This is a genomic window from Mycolicibacterium tusciae, from assembly GCF_002086795.1.
Taxonomy (GTDB): domain Bacteria; phylum Actinomycetota; class Actinomycetes; order Mycobacteriales; family Mycobacteriaceae; genus Mycobacterium; species Mycobacterium tusciae.
The window spans coordinates 505,642-526,464 of sequence record NZ_MVIM01000001.1 but is presented as its reverse complement, the minus strand read 5'-3'; the positions used below and the strand labels follow the sequence as shown (position 1 = coordinate 526,464).

16 protein-coding genes, 4 tRNA genes and 1 pseudogene are annotated in these 20,823 nt (G+C 63.5%); 7 read left to right on the top strand and 14 right to left on the bottom strand.

The window, feature by feature from the left end; translation table 11 throughout:
* Window positions 1–43: 43 nt before the first annotated feature.
* Window positions 44–3,505, bottom strand: a complete 3,462-nt coding sequence (locus BST47_RS02560) for an AAA family ATPase (protein ID WP_083123602.1) — start codon at window positions 3,503–3,505, stop codon at window positions 44–46.
* Between the two features lie 530 nt (window positions 3,506–4,035).
* Between BST47_RS02560 and BST47_RS30975 the strand changes: the two are divergent.
* From BST47_RS30975 to BST47_RS02550, 3 genes and pseudogenes are all read left to right on the top strand, one after another.
* Window positions 4,036–4,278 (top strand): annotated as a pseudogene (locus tag BST47_RS30975) (recombinase family protein); the annotation flags it as partial.
* A 71-nt stretch (window positions 4,279–4,349) separates the two neighbouring features.
* Window positions 4,350–4,562: a helix-turn-helix domain-containing protein gene (locus tag BST47_RS30970; protein ID WP_234809548.1), complete on the top strand. Its 213-nt coding sequence runs from the start codon at window positions 4,350–4,352 to the stop codon at window positions 4,560–4,562.
* A 131-nt stretch (window positions 4,563–4,693) separates the two neighbouring features.
* Window positions 4,694–6,163: a serine/threonine-protein kinase gene (locus tag BST47_RS02550; RefSeq protein ID WP_083123601.1), complete on the top strand. Its 1,470-nt coding sequence runs from the start codon at window positions 4,694–4,696 to the stop codon at window positions 6,161–6,163.
* Between the two features lie 74 nt (window positions 6,164–6,237).
* Here BST47_RS02550 and BST47_RS02545 read toward each other — a convergent pair whose 3' ends face one another.
* A complete protein-coding gene (locus BST47_RS02545) occupies window positions 6,238–6,732 on the bottom strand; it encodes a thermonuclease family protein (RefSeq protein WP_083123600.1) in 495 nt (164 codons plus the stop codon).
* Window positions 6,733–7,139: 407 nt separating this feature from the next.
* Window positions 7,140–9,929, bottom strand: coding sequence for a TIR domain-containing protein (locus tag BST47_RS02535; protein WP_083123599.1), 2,790 nt, complete (start codon window positions 9,927–9,929; stop codon window positions 7,140–7,142).
* Window positions 9,930–10,314: 385 nt separating this feature from the next.
* Between BST47_RS02535 and BST47_RS02530 the strand changes: the two genes are divergently transcribed.
* Window positions 10,315–11,997: a toll/interleukin-1 receptor domain-containing protein gene (locus tag BST47_RS02530; RefSeq protein ID WP_083123598.1), complete on the top strand. Its 1,683-nt coding sequence runs from the start codon at window positions 10,315–10,317 to the stop codon at window positions 11,995–11,997.
* On the opposite strand, the gene BST47_RS02525 is transcribed toward BST47_RS02530, so the two are convergent.
* From BST47_RS02525 to BST47_RS02490, 8 genes are all read right to left on the bottom strand, one after another.
* Window positions 11,984–14,347, bottom strand: a complete 2,364-nt coding sequence (locus BST47_RS02525; protein ID WP_083123597.1) for a hypothetical protein — start codon at window positions 14,345–14,347, stop codon at window positions 11,984–11,986. The genes BST47_RS02530 and BST47_RS02525 overlap by 14 nt on opposite strands.
* A gap of 384 nt (window positions 14,348–14,731) precedes the next feature.
* The gene (locus BST47_RS02520; RefSeq protein ID WP_107528816.1) at window positions 14,732–14,944 is read right to left on the bottom strand and encodes a helix-turn-helix transcriptional regulator; all 213 of its coding nucleotides are present in this window, start codon (window positions 14,942–14,944) and stop codon (window positions 14,732–14,734) included.
* Entirely contained in the window at window positions 14,941–15,243 is a 303-nt protein-coding gene (locus tag BST47_RS30960; protein WP_234809547.1) for a helix-turn-helix domain-containing protein, read from the bottom strand. The genes BST47_RS02520 and BST47_RS30960 overlap by 4 nt, the downstream gene beginning before the upstream one ends.
* Window positions 15,244–15,496: 253 nt before the next feature.
* Window positions 15,497–16,120 carry an aldo/keto reductase gene (locus BST47_RS02510; protein WP_083123596.1) on the bottom strand — a complete coding sequence of 208 codons (624 nt, stop codon included), beginning with the start codon at window positions 16,118–16,120 and terminating at the stop codon, window positions 15,497–15,499.
* A 209-nt stretch (window positions 16,121–16,329) separates the two neighbouring features.
* Window positions 16,330–16,404, bottom strand: a tRNA-Val gene (locus BST47_RS02505).
* A 15-nt stretch (window positions 16,405–16,419) separates the two neighbouring features.
* Window positions 16,420–16,490 (bottom strand) — tRNA-Cys (locus tag BST47_RS02500).
* Between the two features lie 28 nt (window positions 16,491–16,518).
* Window positions 16,519–16,591: transfer RNA gene (locus BST47_RS02495), tRNA-Gly, on the bottom strand.
* Between the two features lie 271 nt (window positions 16,592–16,862).
* A complete protein-coding gene (locus BST47_RS02490) occupies window positions 16,863–17,159 on the bottom strand; it encodes a DUF6636 domain-containing protein (protein ID WP_234809559.1) in 297 nt (98 codons plus the stop codon).
* Between the two features lie 373 nt (window positions 17,160–17,532).
* On the opposite strand from BST47_RS02490, the gene BST47_RS02485 reads away from it, so the two are divergent.
* Together BST47_RS02485 and BST47_RS02480 are read left to right on the top strand one after the other, a co-directional pair.
* A tRNA-Val gene (locus BST47_RS02485) sits at window positions 17,533–17,607 on the top strand.
* A gap of 67 nt (window positions 17,608–17,674) precedes the next feature.
* Complete coding sequence (locus tag BST47_RS02480; RefSeq protein ID WP_083123595.1) at window positions 17,675–17,986, top strand: hypothetical protein; 312 nt, start codon at window positions 17,675–17,677, stop codon at window positions 17,984–17,986.
* Here BST47_RS02480 and BST47_RS02475 read toward each other — a convergent pair.
* On the bottom strand, window positions 17,983–18,285 hold the full coding sequence (locus BST47_RS02475; protein WP_083123594.1) for a DUF3618 domain-containing protein: 303 nt from the start codon (window positions 18,283–18,285) through the stop codon (window positions 17,983–17,985). The two genes, BST47_RS02480 and BST47_RS02475, sit on opposite strands and share 4 nt — an antisense overlap.
* Window positions 18,272–18,682 carry a phage holin family protein gene (locus tag BST47_RS02470; RefSeq protein ID WP_083123593.1) on the bottom strand — a complete coding sequence of 137 codons (411 nt, stop codon included), beginning with the start codon at window positions 18,680–18,682 and terminating at the stop codon, window positions 18,272–18,274. The genes BST47_RS02475 and BST47_RS02470 overlap by 14 nt, the downstream gene beginning before the upstream one ends.
* Before the next feature lie 359 nt (window positions 18,683–19,041).
* On the opposite strand from BST47_RS02470, the gene BST47_RS02465 reads away from it, so the two are divergent.
* Window positions 19,042–19,524, top strand: a complete 483-nt coding sequence (locus BST47_RS02465) for a hypothetical protein (RefSeq protein WP_083123592.1) — start codon at window positions 19,042–19,044, stop codon at window positions 19,522–19,524.
* A 260-nt stretch (window positions 19,525–19,784) separates the two neighbouring features.
* Here the strand turns inward: BST47_RS02465 and BST47_RS02460 are convergent, their stop codons facing one another.
* Window positions 19,785–20,618, bottom strand: coding sequence for a L,D-transpeptidase (locus tag BST47_RS02460; RefSeq protein WP_083123591.1), 834 nt, complete (start codon window positions 20,616–20,618; stop codon window positions 19,785–19,787).
* Window positions 20,619–20,823: the final 205 nt, after the last annotated feature.

Sequence of the window (20,823 nt, the reverse complement as noted above, 5' to 3'; positions counted from 1 at the left end):
GCTCGGGCGGCCGGTGGAGATGGCGACTCGCGACACCTGGACCCTATGCTCCGAATACCGACGCGGCGAGCTCCCGGATCGCGCGGGAGCTGATTCCTTTCCCGGTGATGCCCTCCTCTGACCAGACCAATGTGCCTCCCGGGCCGCCGCCATCGGTCCACGGCAGGATCTCGTGGTGGGCGTACCACTTCTTGCGAGCGTCCCAATCGGCGCGGTAGCCGGCGAGATCGAGCATCCCGAGATGCTCCCAGTAGATCGTCGGCTTGCCCGGGCGCACGATCGTGAAATCCGGGCGGCGCGGAAACTCTCCCGGGAACTCGAGCTTGACTTCATAGCCGTAGTCAAGACCGAGCGGTGCCAGCACGTCGGCGAGTGCGTCGGCGACGATCACCTCCGACTTCGAGCGGACCAATTCGTCTCGCCCGGTGCGGTGAATGCGGTGGCCGTCGAGCACCACGTCACCGAGGACGAACGGGTCAACCGGGCTGAACAGGCAGGTCAGTCGCCGGGCGGTTGCCGAGCGCTCCGGCGCGGCAAACTCGCGGAGGTTGGCCGTCGAGCCCTGCTTGAGCAGCACGACTTTGTTGTTCTGACGAGTCAGCGCCGTATACAGCAGCTCGGGTGAGAGCAGCGGACACGGGTCTGGGATGACGACGAAGGTGACCTTGAACTGCGACCCCTGCGCCTTATGGACCGTGACGGCGTAGGCGAGCTCAAGCCATTCCTGGCTGCCCTCGCCGCCGTCGTTGAGCTCGTTGCGCCAGAAGGTGTACTGGCGGTGGGGCTGCGTCGAGAACTCCACGGTCTGACCGTTCGGGGGCTTGCCCTTCTTGCCGGCCGAGCGGACGATCATGCCGATCTCCCCGTTCGCCACCCCGTCGCGGACCTTCTGCCAGCCATCGGGATCGGTGCCCTCGCGGTCGTGGTCGTTGCGCACGCACATCACCTTGTCGGCGAAGATGACTCCGTCGGCGCCCATCGGCGGCGCGAACTTGTAGGACTTGAGCGCCAGGTTCGAATCCGTTCCCCGCCACGTCTTGCGCACCAGCTCGTTGAGACCTGCGACCCCACCCGGGCGCGCCCGCACGGGGCTCAGCAGCTGCCAGTTCTCGGCACCCTTACCGGCGGAACCCCACGGGAAACGCGGGAGGCCGTCGTCTTCACAGTCCGCACCGAACGACCGGCAGATCGCGCCGCGACACTTCGCGTCCAAGCCGAGGTCTGGCTCGGCGCACAGCGCCTCGACGACCTTGTGGTGCAGGTCTGGCTCGTCTTCCCAGGTCAACACCTGGACCCGGCCGTCGCCGTCGCCGGCGATCGCCCGGGCGAGTGCCTCCTCGGCACCCGGCATCACCGCGTCGATCGAGAACAAGGACGCCATAGCGACATCGTCGAGGACCGCGTCGGCGCTGGCGGTCTGTCGTCGGATCGTCCGAAGCTCGGCGACGCCCCCGCCGGGCTGCTCACTGTCACGCAGGAACGCGACGATGTCGGCGAACGGGCGGCCGGCGCCGATCGGGGGGAGCTGGCGCGGATCGCCGCAGAGAATCAGTCGTTCGACGCCGACGAGCGCGTCGATCGTGGCGGCGAGCATCTCCTCGGTCAGCATCGAGGCTTCGTCGATCACGACGGTCTTGGCGCCCCGGAACCGTGCCGCTTCGGTGTTCATGTAATACGCGCCCGAGTCGAAATCCCATCGATCGTGTCGCCTCAAGAACTGCGCGAGCGTCAGCGCTTTCAGCTTGGTCCTGGCGCTCAGCTGGACGGCCGCTTTGCCGGTCGGCGCCAGCAACAGGATTCCGCCGGACTTGAGGTCGTCGTCATCGCACAGCGCCTCCAGCATGCTGGTCTTACCGGTTCCGGCCGGCCCGATCAGAGCCGAGATCCGCCGGCGGACAATCAACTCAAGGGCGTGGGCTTTCTCGGTGCGCGCCTCGGTCTCGGCGGTGCGTTCCTCTGCTGCCGGCAACACCGCCTCGATCCGGCTGGCCCAGTCCCAGTCGGCGTCCAGCGCCAGGGTCTCGGCCCGTGTGTGTACCTCGGCGGCGATCCGATCGGTGGCCTCGGCCAGCCGATTCAGTTGCCAGGCGCGTCCGGCGTCATTCGCCATGGCTCGCTCGGTGAGCACTGGCGCGAACTCTTTGACGGCGATTTCGAAGGTCGCGTTGACCGGGTCGCAGAGCGGGGTGAGCTGAAGCCGAGTCAGACGCCGTCGCAAACCTGCCTCGTCGAGCACCGAGTTCCCCTGCTCGGCCGCGCGCTCAAGCACCTCGACGGAGGCCGCGCGGACCCGGCGGTCATCGCCGGCTTCCTCGACGGGTTCGGCGATCGCATCGCGGGCCAGCGCCGTCCTGGCGCTGGCATCCTGCGGGAACAGGCCGCGATCAATCGTCGACAAGGCTGGCGGCTCTTTGCAGGCACGGCCCTGCTCGTAGAGAACGTAAGGGTTGTCGAGCACCGGTGTCGGTCCCAGCTTCTCAAATAGGTCGCGCGCCTGGCCGACGGTCAACGAGAACCGGGACATGACGCGCAGCTGCTGGTAGCGGGGCTCATCGACGAGCAATTGCTCCCACGCCTTGCGCGCCGTTCGACCGACGAGACCGTCGAGATTGGAGGAGATCGCCATGGAGATGGCGGGCCACGGGTCGGCGTCGTCGTCGAGTGTGTCCAGTACGCGGCGGGCGAGCAGCGGGCCGCGCTCGAGCCCGGCGGCCGCCAGCATCGGTCCGAGTCCGGGATACGGTCCGCGGGCTTGCCACGCCTCACCGAGGCGATCGCCGATCCAGGCCGCCACCTGATCCCACGGCCCGTCGATCTTGTCGCCGATCAGGTCGACGACCCGGGCGAGCTCGGTCAGCGCGGCAATCGCACCGTCGTGGGAGACGAGTTCTGAAACGTAGGAGAACTCGTCGAAGTGATCTGCCGGGGTCCGAGCGACGTACTCGGCGAGGTCGAGGTGCTGGAAGGCGGGGTCGCTTAACAACTGCTGGTAGGGGAGGAGGAAGCCGTCGGTGAAGTTGGGCCGAATCGAGTGTGAGACGCCGCGCTCCCACAGCACCGAGCGAATCGGACCGTCGTCGATGTACTCCCACTCGACACATGGGTCCACGCTGTCGACCAACCCCGCGCCGACGAGGAACCGCTCGCCGGCCTGCCGCTCTTCGACCAGCGGCAGATCCTTGACGTACAGCAGGACCAAGGATTTGCGCGGCCGCAGCGCGGAGAAGAACGAATCCAGCATCGCCAGCTGGTTACGGTGATCCTGGATCCAGCCGCTCTTGTAGCTCATCAACGCATCTGCCGCGGTCTCGAGCGAGTTGTCGAGATCAATGCCCCACGGCCGCGAATACCGCTCATAGGAGTCCCGACGCATCCAGCGGAATGGGATCGCCTCGACGCTGTACTTCGGCATCCGCTGGATCGTCGGGCCGAAGTGGGCGTGCGAGCTCGACTTTCGTTGCTTGTACGGATGAATCCGCTCGTACTTGAACGTCTGGCCACGCATGAAGCCGCCACGCTCAAGCGCACACGGAGGCACCTCGGGTTGCTCTAACCCCTGCCAGGGCCGCCCGGCGAGGCCTTCCTCCGCCGTGGTGTTCTTGTTCTCCTTGATGTTTCGTCAGCACCGAACACGCGTGATTCGCGCCCGGGGCGGCGCACACCCGTCCTGTCCAGTCGAGGTCGTTCCACGGCACGCGGACCGACAGGTGGTGGTGTGGCAACTCGGCGGCGCCGGGAGAGAGGGAGCCCATGTGTCTATCGTTGCCGATTAGAATTAGGCTACGGTTGCGTTTCGCAGTCACGCTTTCGGGCCCCGACTTGACATCAATGCTCGCGCACATCAGCGCGAGGCTGGGGCTCGCGACTGGGGCCGCTGGCGGCCCACCCGAGAGCAGCGTGAGCGCCGTCTCGAAAACGATGTGTTGTTGCGACCTAGGCGTACCGGCGACGCCATATTCGGCGACCTGCACCGACGGCCTGGTGCGGGCTGTCTAGAGAACCCGTCTCATAACCTGCTCGACCGCCGACCAGAACATGGCGCTGCAACTCGACGCGCTGCGCCAGGTCGGAGTAGATCGCGCCTTTCGCCACCAAGGTGTCTCCGGCTCGACCTCGGCTCGACGGGGTCTCGATGCTTGCCTCGATCATCTCCGCGAAGGCGACGTGCTCACCGTCTGGAAACTCGACCGCCTCGGGCGAAACGCCCAACACGTCCTGACCGTGGTCGACGACCTCATGTCGCGGGGCATCGGCTTCCGCAGCATCACCGAGTATTTTCATACCGAGGGGGCGATGGGCAAGGCGATGCGGACCGTCATGGCTGCCTTCGCGAGTTGGAGCGGGACACCATGGTTGAGCGCACCCGAGCCGGACTGGCCGCTGCCGCAGCCAACGGGCGCAAGGGCGGGCGACCCCGCAAGATCGACGACGCCGCCGCCGCCGCGAAGGCGCGTAGTGTGCGGCAAAAGGGCATCAACGCGGCCGACATCGCCAAGATGCTGGGTGTCTCTCGCGCCACCGTGTACCGCTATCTGGCCAGCGACCAGGCGCTTTCTGTCTAGAGACGCACTCGAGGTGCTCGGCGGGCACCGTCGTCGCGGCGCGGGCACTGACGCCTCGCTGTTAGGCCTGGAGCCACCACCGCACGCGAGAACGCAGGAAGCGTCGCCGCTCGCCTGCCAGACTCACACCCGTGGAAATCGCCGAGATCGCCGGGTACCGCGTCATCCGTCAGCTCGGCGCCGGCGGTATGGGGCAGGTGTTCCTCGTGCAGCACCCGCGTCTGCCTCGGCGGGACGCGCTCAAGCTGCTTGATGCCGGGGTCTCCCGCAGCGACGACTTCAAGGCCCGGTTCCAGCGCGAGGCCGACCTACTCGCGCAGCTGAGTCACCCGAATATCGTGACGCTGCATGACCGCGGTGAGTTCGAGGACCGGCTGTGGATCACGATGGAGTACATCGAGGGCACCGACGCCTCGGAGCTACTTAGGGCCGACGGCCCCCTCGACCCCGACCTGGCGGTGCAGCTGGTCAGCGCCGCCTCCGCGGCGCTGGACTACGCCTGGCGGAAGCAGCGCGTCACACACCGTGACGTGAAGCCGGCGAACATGCTAATAGGCATCGACGAGTCCGACGGCGGGCCGCCGCAGATCGAATCAGTGAAGCTCGCGGACTTCGGCATCGCCAAGGCGGCTGGTGAGTCGACCTCGCTAACGTCCACCGGGATGACCATCGGGACGATGCAGTACATCAGTCCCGAGGCGATCGAGGGCGAGGTGGTCGACAACCGCTCGGACATTTACTCGCTGGGCTGCACCGCGTTCCACTTGCACGCCGGGCAGCCGCCGTTCACGGGAACTTCGATCGCCTCGACGATGTCCGCGCACCTGACCAAGGCGGTGCCGTCCATCAGCGCGATTAACCCGCGCCTACCGAAGGCGATGGACGCCGTCTTCGAGCTGGTGTTGGCGAAGAACCCCGACGACCGGTACCAGTCCTGCGCCGAGTTCGTCGCCGCGCTGCAGGCGGCGGCAGGCGGCGGGGTGCGGTATCCAGCCTCCGCTCAGACGCTGGCTGCGGCGACATTGCCTCACAGCGGTGCCGTAGAGCCGGACGCGCCGACCCTGATGCGGAAGGGCGAGGCGAAGGCAGCATCGCGGCCGAAGTCCCGGACGGTCCCGATCATCGTGGCGTCGGTGGCGGCCCTGGCGTTGGCGGGGACGGTGCTCGGCGTGTACGCGACCCGCGGTGGGAATGATGAGCCCGCGGCGCCGGCCGTCAGCACGACGTTGACGACGACAACTGTGCCTGTGACCACATCAAGCGTCGCGCCGCCGCCGCCGCTTGTGACGACGACGGCCGAGACCTCCACGTCGGTGCCCACGGAGATGCGCACCGAGGCGACGACAACGGCTGCGGCGGCGACCGCGCCGTACGAGGGCATGCCGTGCACTGCGGCGGAGTACGGAAACGTCTCAGCCGATGGAACTTTGGTCTGCAGCGCCCTGACGGGTGCGTGGAGAGACCTAACCCACCAGAGACGGCCCGCCGTCCAGCTCGGGACGGTGTGCACCGAGCCTGGTGCGCGCGCACGTGTCGCGCAGACTGACGGGATCGCGACGTGCACGGCAGGCCCGAACGGCGACCTGGTTTGGAGCTGGTGAGCGCCACGACAGTTCGAGCCACCCGGCTACGGCACCTTTTGTGCGAAGTCCACCGCGCTTGGTGGATAGAAGATTCACCTGCGTACCGATTCCGTGTTGCCGAAACACGGTGGCCCCCACAGCCCACGGCCGGCAATTCTGGCCTCTACCTCAGCTGCCTGTATCGCGCCGTGGCGGCTCACGGGCCGGTCGTAGACGTACGAGCGCGCCGTTCCCGCCCGCGCTGCCTCCACTGAATAGTCCCAGCCGTCCGCCCGGACGAGATAGGCCAGGGTGCGGCCATAGCGATCGGTCCGATCCTGAGTCGGGTCAGTCACGAGCGCAACCCGCTGGCCCACCAGGTTCGCCTGGGCGAATGAGGTCGCCTCGGGTCCCCAACACCCGACGGTGTATCCCGGCTTCTTGGTCTCCGGGGTGTCGATGCCCAACACCCGGATGCGCAGCCGTCCGCGAAGATCGTCGCGGATGTCAACCGTATCGCCGTCCACCACCCGGAGCACTTCGGCGGTGGTAGTCACCGGGTCGGCCTGAGCGGCGATGGTGGGTGTTCCAACTGCTGCTATCGCCATGACTGTCAGGGCAACAGCAAGCCTGCTGACTGCGAGCTTCACGGGATGGGCCCGTAGAGGTGGCTGAGTACCTGCGAACCACGACCACTGCTCTCGCACAGGGTCATTGCCGGGGACTGGCCCGAAGTTCATCAAGCTTGGCAGGAGGGTGCTCTACCGTTGGTCTGATGTCTTGGAATGGTTGGATTGCAATACTTTTCAGCGGACCGATGAACGGGCGATTGACGCTGGCACAGGGACGGAATCCCAAGCCTGGGCTTTCTACGTCAAGATCCACGTCAAGAACCTCGGTGCAGCCTTCGCCTCATGGCCAGCATCCGCATACGTCGGCGGTGGGACGGTACGGCCTACGGCGCAGAGAAAAATAAGCTGTACCGAAGGTGCAGAGCGGCGGCATGCGCTGGCGATCATCGGACCGAATCGGCCGCGATGGGTAGGTCCGGGCAAACCTTGAAGTAGTCGATATCGGGCGAAACCCAAGCGCGCCACTGTTGCGGGCTCATGTTGGCAGTGAGTTTGTTACACAAGGCCCGAGAGTCCGCGTACGCAGGCCATAGTCGTACCGTGCGATCAAGGCTGGCTGAAGCAACTTTGCGACCGTCGGGGCTGAAAGCGACGTTCACTACTCTTCCTGAGTGGCCCGTAAGCGGGTCTCCAAATGGTCTCTCCGACCGTGCATCCCACAAGCGCACCGTCTTGTCGTAACTGGCGGAGGCGATGCGCTGGCCATCCGGACTGAATGCGACGCTCCACACTGTATCCGTGTGCCCCGTCAGTGGTTCGCCGATTGGCCTCCCCGTGTAGGCGTTCCACAACCGCACGGTCTTATCGATGCTGCCAGACGCAATCTGGGTGCCGTCCGGGCTAAAGGCGACGCCCAGCACCGCTTCCGAGTGCCCGGTTAGTGGTTCGCCGATTGCCTGGCCAGTCGCGGCGTTCCACAACCGGAGGTTCTCGTCGCTGCTAGCTGACACGATGCGATGGCCGTCAGGGCTAAATGCGGTGCTATTGACGGAATCCGTGTGCCCGACCATCGGTTCGCCGAACGGTGCGCCTGTCGAGACATCCCACAGGCGCAGGGTCTTGTCATCACTGCCAGAAACAAGTTGCCTGCCGTCGGGGCTGAACGCCACGCTATACACCTCACCCGTATGGCCCAACAGGGGCGGACCGATAGGTTGGCCGGTATCGGCGTTCCACAACCGCAGAGTGTTGTCCTCGCTACCGGACGCGATCTGCCTGCCGTCTGGGCTGAAGGCCACGGTCCTAACTACATCTGTGTGGCCAATCATCGGTCGGCCGATCGGCGTGCCAGTGATCGGGTCCCATCGCCGTACGGTGTTGTCGGCACTCCCAGACACGATGCGCTTGCCATCGGGACTGAAGGCGACGCTGGCGACGGAATCCATGTGGCCGTTGAACGGCTGCCCGATCTTCGTATCCCACAACCGCACTGTCTTGTCAGTACTCCCAGATACCACTCGGTTCCCTTCGGGACTGAATGCGACCCCGTAGACCGAATCGGTGTGGCCTGTAAGCGGTCGCCCGATCGCTTTCCCCGTCTCGGCGTCCCAAAGACGGATAGTGCTATCGGCGCTAGCGGAGGCGATCTGTGTTCCGTCTGGACTGATGGCGATGCCGAAGACCGCGTTCGTATGTCCGAACATTGGGTCGCCGATCGGTTCCCTCGTCCCAGTGTCCCATCGATGGATGGAGTTTGAACTGGCGGAGACGATCCGCTTGCTGTCGGGGCTGAAGGCGATGCTCTCCACTGTCCCCGGGTGGCCCGTAATCGGCGCACCGGCGGGCTCGCCAGTAGCTCGATCCCAAAAATGCACCTTCTTATCAGCACTGCCGGAGGCGACGAGGTGTCCGTCAGGGCTGAAAGCCACGCTCATCACGGTGCCCATATCACCCGTCAGGGTCTTGCCGACGGGCTTGCCGGTGCTGGCATCCCATAGTTGAACCGTTCCCAAGCCGGTCGAGGCGATTTGCTGACCGTCAGGGCTGAACGCCACGCTGCCTACTTGGCCGCCGGGCTGCGTTAAGGGGATGCCGATTGGTTGGCCGGTGACGGCATCCCACAAGCGCAAAGTGCCGTCTTTGCTGCCAGAGGCGACCCGGTTACCATCCGGGCTGAACGTCACGCATGTCACGCGATCCGAGTGGCCGATCATTGGTGGCAAAGCGGCCTCGCCCGTGCTTGCGCCCCAAATTCGTATAGCGTTGTCGTCGCCGGCAGAGGCGATCCGTAGCCCGTCAGGGCTGAAGGCCACGCCTATCACAGGTGCGGGCGTCTCGATAATCTTTATTGTCTCAAGTCGCTTGAATAGTGCAGTCAATACCGCGCCGTCGTCGGGCACTTCCGTCAGCTCTCGAGCAGCAAGCAATTGATTGAACGCGCGTACGTCCCCTCCTGAGCGGATGTCTGCCAGCGCCGCCTCAGCCTCCGAAACGAGCCGCCGCGCTTCTGCCTCGTTGCGCTGGTGTATCGCCTCCTGTCGCTGTACAAACGCAACGCCCGCTGCGGCGATTGCCATAACCGTCAGCAGGACAAGCCCGAGCACCGCGACTCGGCGTAACCGCCGAAACCGCCGCTGCTCACGTACGTCGTCGCTAGCTAGTTCGTACTTTGACGTCCCGTGGATCGGTGCGGAGATTTCAGTGACTTTGTCCCGGAAGGCTGGCGCGTGGAGATCCCAGGGCGCATCCCCGCTGACATCGACATACAAGGGTTCGGCGGGCAGGGTATTCGATTTGGTGAATACGGGTGGCGCGGCGTCGGAGCGATTGGGATCGAAGCGACTAGTGGCCTCGTCCCACCAAAGCTCGCCATTCGCGAGGACGATTAGCAGGTGCTCAGGCCCCCGTTGGCTTAGCCAATAGGACAACTCTCTATTCACCCATACAGAATCTGCAGCCTGTGGTGACAACACCGCGATCAAGTAGCGGGAGCGATTCAGCGCATCGGTGATCCGGCCCCACAAGTTTGGGCTGGCGGCCAGATCGGTCTTGTCGCGAAACACGCGCAGCGCATGTAGACGGCCCGTCCGCCTACCAATCTTGTGCAGCCCTTTCTGTATCCCATCAGCAACCGCATCATCATCTCGGCTATACGACAGAAAAGCATCGAAATCAAACGCGTTGTTATTCGCGCGGGTAGGCGGATTTGCAGCCCGAGCGGCACCGACAGACACGTTCCCTCACAGACAAACTCATCGCGGCACGACGGGGCACACCTTCCGCCGACACCGACGGCAACGCTATCGTCGCACGACGATGCGCCCGAAAGCAGGCCTTATCCACCTGCGGGATCCTCCACCACCCTCCGCCAGGCTGCCGCAACTCGCCGTTGACCGCACCGTGCGGCACACCCGTCGCAGGTGGGCCGGCGTCGCATTGACCTACTGCCGCCTGATTTGCACTGCACTCGCCCATCCACCGATGAGTAGCAGATCGCGTCCACCCGACACATAACCGCGGACTTTCGACCTACCCAGCGGGTTCGCGGGATTAGCTGCGATCTTGCGACTCCGTCGGTATGTATAGACGTCGAGCCAGCCGATCGCGTGGGGGTGAGCAATGGCGGTGTTTCTGAGTTATCACAACAGCCGACTCGAGACGGTTGCGCACGTCGCGAACTACTTGGCGCGGCATCAGATTGACACTTGGTACGCACCGCGCGACATCCCATCCGGGGCGGTGTGGGGCCAGGCAATCGCTAATGCGATTCGCAACTGCGACGCCCTTGTCCTGCTATTCGATGCCTCAGCGGACACCAGTAAGCATATTCACCGAGAGGTCGATCTGGCTGATCGCGCCCATATCCCGATCCACTGGCTCCGCCTAGACGACGTCGAGCCAGACGAATTGAACTACTACCTGGGCACGATTCAGTGGATCGATTGGCTCGACAAGAGGGACGAAGCTCTCGACAGACTCGTCCGCACGCTGACACGCGACGTCAGAAAGACGCCCGTGATTTTGCCGGCACCCAGTCCTCCCCCGGAAGAAGATCCACTGCGGAAACCGGCAGTGCTGGCCCCCTACGTCGAATGGCAACCACGGCACTTGACCGAAGTCGCGGACGACACGATCGAAGAGATTATCGACGGCCTTGTCGACATCGTGGCGACTGAGGGACCGATCCTCGCGCACCACGCATATCGGATCTATGTGAAAGCCTCTGGCGGTCATCGCGTGGGCAAGAACGTAGAAGAGATTCTCACCCGGGCGACCGGACGAGCTGTGCGGACCAAGCGCCTCACACGGATTAAGGACCGCCTGCGCAAGGGCGACAAGACCCTTTACTTACCCGGTACATCTCCAGCGCACCCTAGAACCCTTGGCCCACGCGGCATTACAGATGTACCCCGCTCCGAAATACAAGCGCTGGCCTCTGCTCTCGGGCTCCCTTTCGATTCGGCAACGACACCGCGGGCGGTGGCAGACCAGTTTGGGATCCAGCGACTATCCGATGACACGGTCAATTACATCGATACGTCTCTCGCCTACAAGTTCGCCATACCGTCAACTGACGTTCCAGATGAAGATGATGAGCAGGCCAATCTTGGGGACTGCGAAGGTGCGCAACGCAGGCTACGTCGGCTGGGGACAATCCTTGCCGAAGCTACAGACCTCGCGACGGAAAACTATCCAGCGGGAGCCGTCGTGATGTTCCCGTCTGACCAGGTGATCACCGTTCAGCGGGCCAACCTCTGGATCGACGACGCGCATGTCCGACTTACCATGACGCCCGCAGAGCTAGCAGCGCAATACAAAAAGCTATATTCCGACGCCGATACGGTAGAAGCACTGATCGCCCTCGCCGACGACGACGGGTGGGCGCTCAATCCGAACTTTCACCTGGCTTTCCGCTTCGCCCACGGACCTCAACGGTGGTATCCGCCCAGATACATATCCGGGCCGGACTATGTGCGCCAATGGACCGACGATCTTCGTGACGGCCGTGCTGGTGGGCGAACGAAGGAACAGCTCAGAGCACCCGAGTTTCGGCATTGGCTTGTGGAACGGACGTACGCGAATAAGAGTGACCTGCCATCCCTTGATGACTGGCTGAACGACCGCCCCGCCGGAACTCAGCTACACATACGCCCAAGCGTGGAGATTCGGAGAAGTTGGCAGTTGACTGACGCCATCACCAGCGACGCCGTCGGGGATTTCATCGGCGAGGTTCGTGCCGCGATTGATCGGGTTCTAGCAGCGCTAGGGGAGCCGATTCTCGATCAAATCAGTAACGAGTAGCCCTCGGCAAAGCCTCATACCGTTCTGAGAACGAGACGGGCCCCTGGTATCGGCTCTCGAACTTCGCTGTCGTCACGGGCCATTGCTCGCCAGCATCTCCTTGGATAATCCAATCGCCTTCTTTCGCACGTTCTGGCCCCTCCAGGGTGTCGATAGTTTCGCCCGTTCGCGCCGGTCGTGCTAGCACGATTCCGCATGCCTCCCAAACCGTTGCTGTTCCGCGGCGGTATGACGACCGGAATACGTCATTTCGCACCGACCAGATTTCGCCCTCTGCGTCGTGAACTTCCCAGTCGCCCAGGCCGGCGCGCATCGTATCGCCCGACGAAGCCCGCCATGTCCACGGCGTCCAACGGCGTTTTGCACTAACTACTCCCACGCGCCGATAGGGCCGCCACAGAGGTTGGGACCGATATCCCAACTCGCGCAGGTGAATCAGCGTAGTGGACAAGCTTCGCAACGAAGCTTCGAGTAGCTTCGGGTCCGCCTTGGTCGCGGCCCAATCGGCAACTAGCTTTTCGTGGATCTTTTTGCCGTAGTCCCGCTCAGGCCCGTACTTCCAGCCTGCCTTGATGTAGTAGCGACGCCAACTCTCCCACTCACCACGCGCCATGGCGTAGGAGGCGTCGTCCTCGAATCCAAGCAGGCGAAGTTGTTCTATCGGGGTTTTATCCCGCAGCCCCGAAGGCGATATTTGGTCGGGAGGTGACGCCCAGGTATTCCAGGTGTGCCCCGCCAGCTGCTCCACCATCCAGAGGGCATTGCGAACTTGCCGCCGGTTGGAGTCTCGATAAAAGTCGTCTAGCGCTTCCCAGGGCACAGTTGCAGGGGTATCACGCCGGGTCGACGCGGCGAAACGCTCGTGGATCAGGATCGCAGCGCGCTCCCAGTTGTCGTGAGCCTGCCCTGAAGGTAGGTCGATCCCCAAGCGGTAATGGTGGAGCTTTCCCACAATCGGGAGAGCCTCCGCGGCGACGCTTGCCTTCGAATCCCACATATAAATAAGAAGGTTTGGGAATCGAGCAGCCAACCGGGTACCTGTTGTCGGTCCTATAATTGAGTCAACGAAGATCACCGCATTATTGCGTTCATCGTCGCGGATGAGCCGGCTCAACACTGCCTGTGAGGGTACTTCCTCCACCGCTTCGATCTGTAAATGATTCTCCCCGAATCCTCTTCGTGCTTCGTGGAATTCATAATCGTGTCTGAATTCCTCCGCACTTTCGGTGACCAATGTCAGCCTCGGCAGATCGAGGTCTTCCTCCGAAGGGTGAAAATCATGCTCAAGTTGCCTGCGCGCCATATCAGCGCAGAGCGCGAGCGTGAGTTGGGAACTCCCGCAGACGAACACTCTTCTGATGGTCCTCATTTCGACGATGTGATCGATGAGTCGGCGTGCCGTGACTTCGTATGTTCCTACGGCGTCGGCGGCCCAACGGGTATCGGAGCCGCCAAGCTGCTCCGCCCTCCACCCCTTCGCGAGCCAGGGGTCATCAATCCGGAGGATGAGCGGGAGCCGTCGCTTATGACCGGCCTGTGCCAACCGGTGATTGATAACGCGCAACCTACTCAGATTCGACGATGGGTCCGACGACAACAAATAGAGCCGGTCAAGATGCCGCCAGAGGCGGTGCATGCCGACGGTTTCTGGCCGGTTAAAGTCGGCTCGGAGAACGCGTGCACCGAGAGTCCGGCACTCTTGAATTACCGGGCTGTCGGGTGTTGTCGTAATCAGAACGAGCGTGCTGTTTCTTTCGGATGTCCGCGCAATCGCGTTCACCATTGACTGGGCATCGTCATCAACATCCACCACCGCGGTGACTGATCGTGCGAAGCCGGCCCGAAACCGATCGGCTTGCTGCCGGAAAACTGAGGTGGCTACGCCCACGATGCTGACTGCGAATGCTGCCAGGATTGCCATACGCGCGATGTCCAACGCCACTGGCGGATTTACCGGACAGACTCCTTCGCGCAGCGACTTCTCGTCTAAGCCACCTTTGACAAGAGAAACTGTCCATTGCAGTGCGGTGAAGAAGGTTGGATTGACTGCGCCGCTGCAGTTCCAATACGAGCCGAGTCCGAGGACGAACCCGACAGCGAAAAGTCCCACGACTATCGCTACAGGCACCGTCGCCGAGGTCCGGTTCTGACGCACGCGGTAGCTGACGATGCAGAGCAACGCGAGCACGGCGGTGACAATCAAGATTGTCCGCCAGTCGGCCGGCTTGCCGAACCAGTCAAACGGCTCAGGAGGTCTGGAATACGGCCGGAACGCCAGGAGGACGAGGTAGCCCACAAGCAGTAGCGACAACGCAAGCAGTGAGATCTGCACACCGCGCGCGACGCGCATTCGATGACTCCCGTCCTATCGAGTGGACACACCGATGATTCCATTGCCGCTACATGTCGTATGCCGGACTCGGCGAATCTATCGACCTGACTGGTCGCTCTCGCAAAGGGCGGGCGCAAGCGCCCCGATAGCGTCGGCACCACGGAAGCGCTAGCCGATTCAGCCGACGGGTCGCCTTCGAATCGATTCGATGGTGCGGCGAATGCCGGGATAGCAACGCACTTCAATCCGGGCGTGTTCGGCAGCATCCCCCAATATTCGGATAACGGCATCCCAGTGCGAAGACGGGATACCGGCGGACCAGCCCGGACATCAGAAATGACGCTGGGGGTTAAGTGGTCGAACCCGCAAGTTTGTCATCCAGCAGCGAGGTGGCTACTTGTGTTAGCCATGAGGATCGTCGGTCCGCTGCAACGTGTTGCCGTCCAGCCAATCTGCGATGTCTGACCAGCGGTAGAGGACTCGTCGCCCAACCTTGATGAACTTCGGTCCCCTGCCTGTGTATCGAAGTTGGGCAAGGTTGGCGACGGTGGTGCGTAGATACTCCGCTACCTCAGCTGGCGTCCCTAGATCGGGGATCTCGGGCGGTTTGTTCACTTGAGCCCTTCGATGTAGGCGCTGACGGCGGCAGCGGTGACGAAACGGCGGCGACCAATGGTCACGCTGCGGAGTCGACCATCGCCTAAAAGTTGATAGACCGTCGACCTGCTGATGCTGAGCATGTGCTGTATTTCATTGAGCGGGTAGAGCATCCGCTCAGGAGGCCACTCGTCCACGGCCTTCGGCGGCTCAGGAGGCGAAGGCTCCGCGAAAGGTTGCGCTAGCAGCGCCGCTCGCACCGCATCGTTGACAAGCTGGCGGATCGCGGCGGCGAGGTTGTCGGCTGAATCAGTCACCAAGCCGTTGTAGCTGCTCCCTGAAAGCTCGGTCGCCTCGGGCTCACAAGTTAAGGCTTACGCGTGTTGATGCCATCAACACCGTTCGCGTATCCGCAAGTCATTTCGCGTACTTTCGCGTATTCAGATTTGATATTTCCTCAGGTCACGTCAGTGGGTTCGATTCCCGCGGCGCAGGCCAGGGCCACAGGCTCTGTCCTCTTTTCTTTCGCTCGTGCCGAAGCGATGTCTTTGAGGACGATAGGTCATCGGTTCACCGACGACGGAGCTTCTCGCGAACCGTATCGATAAGGAAGCGTCCGGTGGACACTGGCCGGAACGCGCGGGCTGCCTCGGCCAGTGCGTCGCGCGAATCCGCCTTCAGCTCGATGTCGGCTGCGATGACCGGCTGTCCGAGCGCCGCATCGGCCTTCTGCCATCGCGCAAGCGAATAATTCGAGACACCGGCTGCGCCGATGTCGCCATTGTCGAGCAGGCTTCGCATTCCCGGCATGATTACCGAATCCGGGACCACCGGGTTCGGCTGGTGGACCTGGTAGAGAGGAATCCGCTTAAGCTGTAACCGCCGTGCACTGGCGCGCTCTCGCTGTTTGATTACTGGCGGGAACGGCGCGATTGGGAAGACCTTGCTGGCTACAGCAACCTCGGTGCGCTCGTCGCCGAGAGCTTCACCGAGAATGCGCTCGCTCTTGCCCGTGCCGTAGATTTCGGCCGTATCGAACAGCGTCACCCCCAGTGCGCGGGCGCGCTGCACGATGTCGCGTGCGGTACCCGAGGCGTAATTGTCACCGTAGCCCCATTCGCGTGAGCCGAACTGCCAGGTGCCAAGGCCGATCCGACTGACCCGTCCGATTCCACCGACGTCGAGATATTTCATCTACCCGACGGTACCGGCGCTGATCCACCGTCGACCGCTCGCCAGCGGAGGGAGGCGTGTGATGCCATCAACGCGTTTCGCGTATCCCGCCCGGAGGTTCGGTTTGCGTCGGGGCGAAGAAGTCGGTTAGGGGGCCGCCTCAAGTGGTGCATATGTGGTGCGACCCGAGATCGCAGTCGGCCTAAACCTGACTTGAACTGCGGTAATACTGGTGCGCGATACTGGGATTGAACCAGTGACCTCTTCCGTGTCAGGGAAGCGCTCTCCCGCTGAGCTAATCGCGCCGGGAACCTCGTCGGAGGTGGAGACGGGAATCGAACCCGTGTGCACGGCTTTGCAGGCCGTTGCCTCACCACTCGGCCACTCCACCGCGGGGGTTGATGCCACTGCACCCTTCGAGCGGATGACGGGATTCGAACCCGCGACCCTCACCTTGGCAAGGTGATGCGCTACCAACTGCGCTACATCCGCACGCCACGAACGGCGTGCCGCCCGTCGCGAAGGACGACAATAGTCGACCCGAGCAAGACACCACAAATCCCTTGCTTCGAAACCGTTTGTGTCAACCAGATGTTAGGCCTCGCGGGACAGCGAGAACTCTCCGCCGTACTGAAAATCCCAGCAGGTGATGCCCGACGGGGCGCTCGAGCACTTGATTGAACCGCAACGATCTTGTGGCCGAACGCCAACGGATTACCGGTCGACAACGCCGTATCGCCCCCACATACGCACGTGGCCTGGGTCAAAACAGCTGGTAGGCCTTGAGTGCGATAGTGAAGCCATGTCCGGTGTCGGCGTCGCGACACGTGATACCGGAGTTCGCGCTTTCGCACTGCAACGGGCCCGCGGTGATCGCATCGCCGTACGGCAGCACCTCGTCGGGGCCGAAGGCGGTGTCGCCGGCGCAAACGAACGCCGCCGGCTGGCCGGCGATGATCTCGATCCCTTGTCCGTAGTCGAACTCGCAATCCGCGGGGCGCGGCGGCGGCGACCAGTCGCGGTCGATGATGTCGCAGCGGGCCAGGTCCATGACGATCATGCAGGCGACATTGCCGGTCGGGGAGATGAACCCGGTGAACCCGGACACCTCTCGGTCCACCGGCTTGGGCTTGGCCGTCGACGTCGGCGGCGTGGACCGCGGCACGGACGCCTTGGCCGCCACCGAAGGGGAGCTTGTGGGCTCAGGGCTGGGGGAGTTGGCGCACCCGGAAAGGACGAGCAAGGCGACCGCACTGGCAACTGCGGAGGTCGGACGTCTGCCAGGTCGAGCCACGGCGCGACGATAGCCCGGCAACGCGAGAGGGGGCGGCGAACGGCGAAATGCGGAAACGCCCATTGCGAAAAACGAATTCGGGCCGAAAGCCGCGACCGTGCTAATCTTCGACCTCGTTCGACCTTCGGTCGAGCTCCCCGGTCTCGTAGCTCAGGGGGAGAGCGTCCGCCTCACACGCGGAAGGTCACTGGTTCGATCCCAGTCGGGACCACCACCACTTCGCTCCGCGGCGCAGCCGCCGTGACGAACCGCCACCAGGCCCGAAACCATACGATCGCCAGGTGGGCGAACCGGGGATCACCGACGACGGGCGCTACATCGTCATCAACGGGCGCCGGTGGCGAGCAACCGTCCCGCTGATACCGGAAGGGCGGCGGGCCGAGCTGGTGCAGATTCTGATGGCCTGGCGCCGCGAGGTGCGCCGAACCAAGGGAACCACAGAGGAATCCGCGGCCCGGGCGGGTGTGCAGGCCGCGAAGGTTGCATTGGGTGAGCGCGGCTCTCCGCCATGGTGGGAGCAGGACGACGAACACCGCCGCGCACGGTGGCGGGCCGAGGTGCCGGCGCCTGAGGTGCCCGACACGCGCAACTAGTGGCGCCGCCGCCAGATCACGATTCCCACCGCGAGCACCCCGACCAGTGCGACCGCGGCGATCGGCACCGTTCGCTTCGGATTGTCGGTGACGGTGTGCCGCACGGCGTCGGCCCTCTCGACCACCTGTTCCTTGGTCTCTGAAGCTTTGTCTTTGACGCGTCCCTTGACGTCAAGCTTGTCGGCCAGGGCCTCGACGGTTTCGCCAAGCTCCTTGCGGGTCTGTTCGGCATCAGCCTCGATGTCCTCGATGCCCGCGTCGGGACCTGGCTCGGGACGATTGGGGTTAGGTGCGGCCATGGCGTGCTTCCTTCACTTCCTCGATGTCGGCTTTCACGGTTTCGACCGTCTTCGGCGCTGCCGGGGTGACCTCACGCGCCTCGCGTCGACCGACCAGAGCCGCGACGCCAGCGACGACGAACAGCAGTGCTGCGACGATGACCGCTGCGGCCCACACCGGCAGAACCAGCGCCAGCGCGGCCACAGCCGCGGCGATCAGGGTCATGAAGCCCAGGAGGGCCAGCAAACCTGCGAGGCTGAAGAGCCCGGCACCGATACCGGCATGCTTTGCTGACTCTTGAAATTCCTTTTGCGCCAACCGCAACTCATCGCGGACCAACCGCGAAGTCTGCGCCGACAACTGACTCAACAACTCGCCAGTCGACGCCTCCGCGGCGGGTTTGGATTCAACTGTCATGGTTTGAGCTCCTTTCGCGCTCGATCCCACAGAGATGCCCGCGCGTGTGGCTTTGAAACGCCTGCCTGTCGCTTGCTGGCGGCAGGACACATTTCGGGCACAGACTGATCACCACTGCATCTCGATATCGGTGGCCAAACCTCAACGGGCGCAGTAATTCCGGTGCCCAGCAACGCGGAACATCACCGTTTGGAAGTACTACGTCACCATTTGGATACGGTGCGGTGCGGCGTGTCCCACTGTTGTAATTCGTACAGATAATTGACGAGGTCGTCCAACGACGGCCCTGGTACGGCGCGGGTTGTGCTGCACCACGTGAATGCGGAATGTCAGAGTGCGAATAAAGGAGTCGATGGGCGATGGCGATCTTTGATCGATTCGACCTCAAAGTAATTGCTGTCGGGGGGTTGTGTGGCGTCGCTATTGCGTTGAGCCCCGGCATTGCGGCAGCTGGCGGCTACGAATGCCTCCAGACGTCGGCAGGTGAGGCCGGCCCGGCTCCCGCAGCACCCGCAGGTGCCGCAGCGCCCGCGTGCGCTCCAGTCACCGAGATGGCGGGGGTACCGATGGCCCTCCCCGGGCCACCGCTGGCGCCGCCGATAGTTCCCCCACCGCTGGTTCCGCCGATCGTCCCCCCGCCGCTGGTACCCCCTTTGGTTCCGCCATTGGTTCCACCGGTGCCGCTCGCTCCGATCGGGGCGCCGATTGCGGCGGGTGCTCCACTTGCGCCGCTGACCACCATGGGCGGTGCGGCCGGCGGTAAGGGTGAGTCGACCGGTCCGGCGCCGTCCGGAGCGCCGGTGGCCGGTCAGCCAATCGCGCCTGGCCCCACCGGGCACTGACTCTGCTGTTCCGCGACGACCCGCCCCCACCGAGTGGGGGCGGGTCGTTGTTTTGCATGCTCACCTGAATGCATGGGTGCACCGCCTGTGTGTATGAATCCACTGGTAGGCAGTGGTTGTCGATTGTCATGTGACGCTTCAGAATCCATCTCGCGGGTCAAGCGTGCTGCGGCCCCGAGCACTACGCGCCGACAGGTCCTCGCGGTGGAGGAGTTACCCGGGTGTTGGTGCGCCTACGACAATTCGAACGCGCAGACTCGTCAGCCGGATATCGTCCGAGGAACTTCGATGCTGTTCTCCCGCACAATGATCGGATCACCGACGTTGACAGTGTTGAAGTACCACTCGGCGTCCTCGGTACTCAATCCGATACAGCCGTGGCTGACATTCTCGTAGCCCATTGAATTGACGGCCCACGGCGCTGAATGCACGAAGAGGCCGCGCTGGGTGAAGCGGACGGCATATTCCACGTCGAGCAGATAGCCGTCGGGGGAGTCGACGGGGATGCCGACGCTGCTCGAATCCATTTGCACGTCGCGTTCCTTGCCCATAACGGCGAAGGTGCCGACAGGCGTCGGATACTTCTCCCTACCCATCGAGGCGGGGAACACGCCCGGTTCTCCCCAGCGGGGCCGGTGGTGGGGCGAGGGAAGTTGAGGTGCGTCGACGCCGTCGATCGTGACGGTGAAGGTGTGGTCCGAGATGTTGGCGACGCCGATGACGGCGGGCCCGGTCCTAAAGGTCGTGGTGGCCAGACCGCCGCGCATCGTCAGCGACACTGTGCTGCGCGCGGGCCAGAATCCGTCCGGAACCCACTGCACCACAGTGCTTTCCAGCCATTCGTACTTGCCGGTCATGGCAGGCGTCGACTTGATCTTGAGGGTGCGCTCGGCTGCCCGCCGGTCGGCAACCGGCGTCTTGAACGTCACCACGACGGGATGGGCGATACCCACTACCGCATCTGTTGCGGGCAGCACCGACGCGATCGCGGGTCGATACGACTGGCTGGCCGCCGAGCTGGAGGCGGTCGGCCCCGCAATGACGCTCGCAGTCGTCACGACTGCGGCAAGAAAACACCGAACAACCCCACGCATGGCTTCCGATTCCTGTTGAAATTACAACCTTGTCAATTAGAGATCGTAGGGCTGATAAGGCGATTCGAAGCCCAGGCCCGCCTTCGCAATTCGGTCACCGGTTCGTCACGCTTGCGCAACGGCGAGCCGCTCGAGCAAACTACGAGGGGAATTGATGGGCAAAGTCGCACAACGGATTTCGATCGGCCGCTGCCGATCCGGTCGA

Coding starts and splice junctions, on each gene's coding strand:
- BST47_RS02560 (WP_083123602.1), bottom strand. CDS start 3,505: ATGCGTGGCCAGACGTTCAAGTACGAGCGGATTCATCCGTACAAGCAA.
- BST47_RS30970 (WP_234809548.1), top strand. CDS start 4,350: ATGGTTGAGCGCACCCGAGCCGGACTGGCCGCTGCCGCAGCCAACGGG.
- BST47_RS02545 (WP_083123600.1), bottom strand. CDS start 6,732: ATGGCGATAGCAGCAGTTGGAACACCCACCATCGCCGCTCAGGCCGAC.
- BST47_RS02530 (WP_083123598.1), top strand. CDS start 10,315: ATGGCGGTGTTTCTGAGTTATCACAACAGCCGACTCGAGACGGTTGCG.
- BST47_RS02525 (WP_083123597.1), bottom strand. CDS start 14,347: ATGCGCGTCGCGCGCGGTGTGCAGATCTCACTGCTTGCGTTGTCGCTA.
- BST47_RS02510 (WP_083123596.1), bottom strand. CDS start 16,120: ATGAAATATCTCGACGTCGGTGGAATCGGACGGGTCAGTCGGATCGGC.
- BST47_RS02490 (WP_234809559.1), bottom strand. CDS start 17,159: ATGATCGTCATGGACCTGGCCCGCTGCGACATCATCGACCGCGACTGG.
- BST47_RS02475 (WP_083123594.1), bottom strand. CDS start 18,285: ATGGCCGCACCTAACCCCAATCGTCCCGAGCCAGGTCCCGACGCGGGC.
- BST47_RS02470 (WP_083123593.1), bottom strand. CDS start 18,682: ATGACAGTTGAATCCAAACCCGCCGCGGAGGCGTCGACTGGCGAGTTG.
- BST47_RS02465 (WP_083123592.1), top strand. CDS start 19,042: ATGGCGATCTTTGATCGATTCGACCTCAAAGTAATTGCTGTCGGGGGG.
- BST47_RS02460 (WP_083123591.1), bottom strand. CDS start 20,618: ATGCGTGGGGTTGTTCGGTGTTTTCTTGCCGCAGTCGTGACGACTGCG.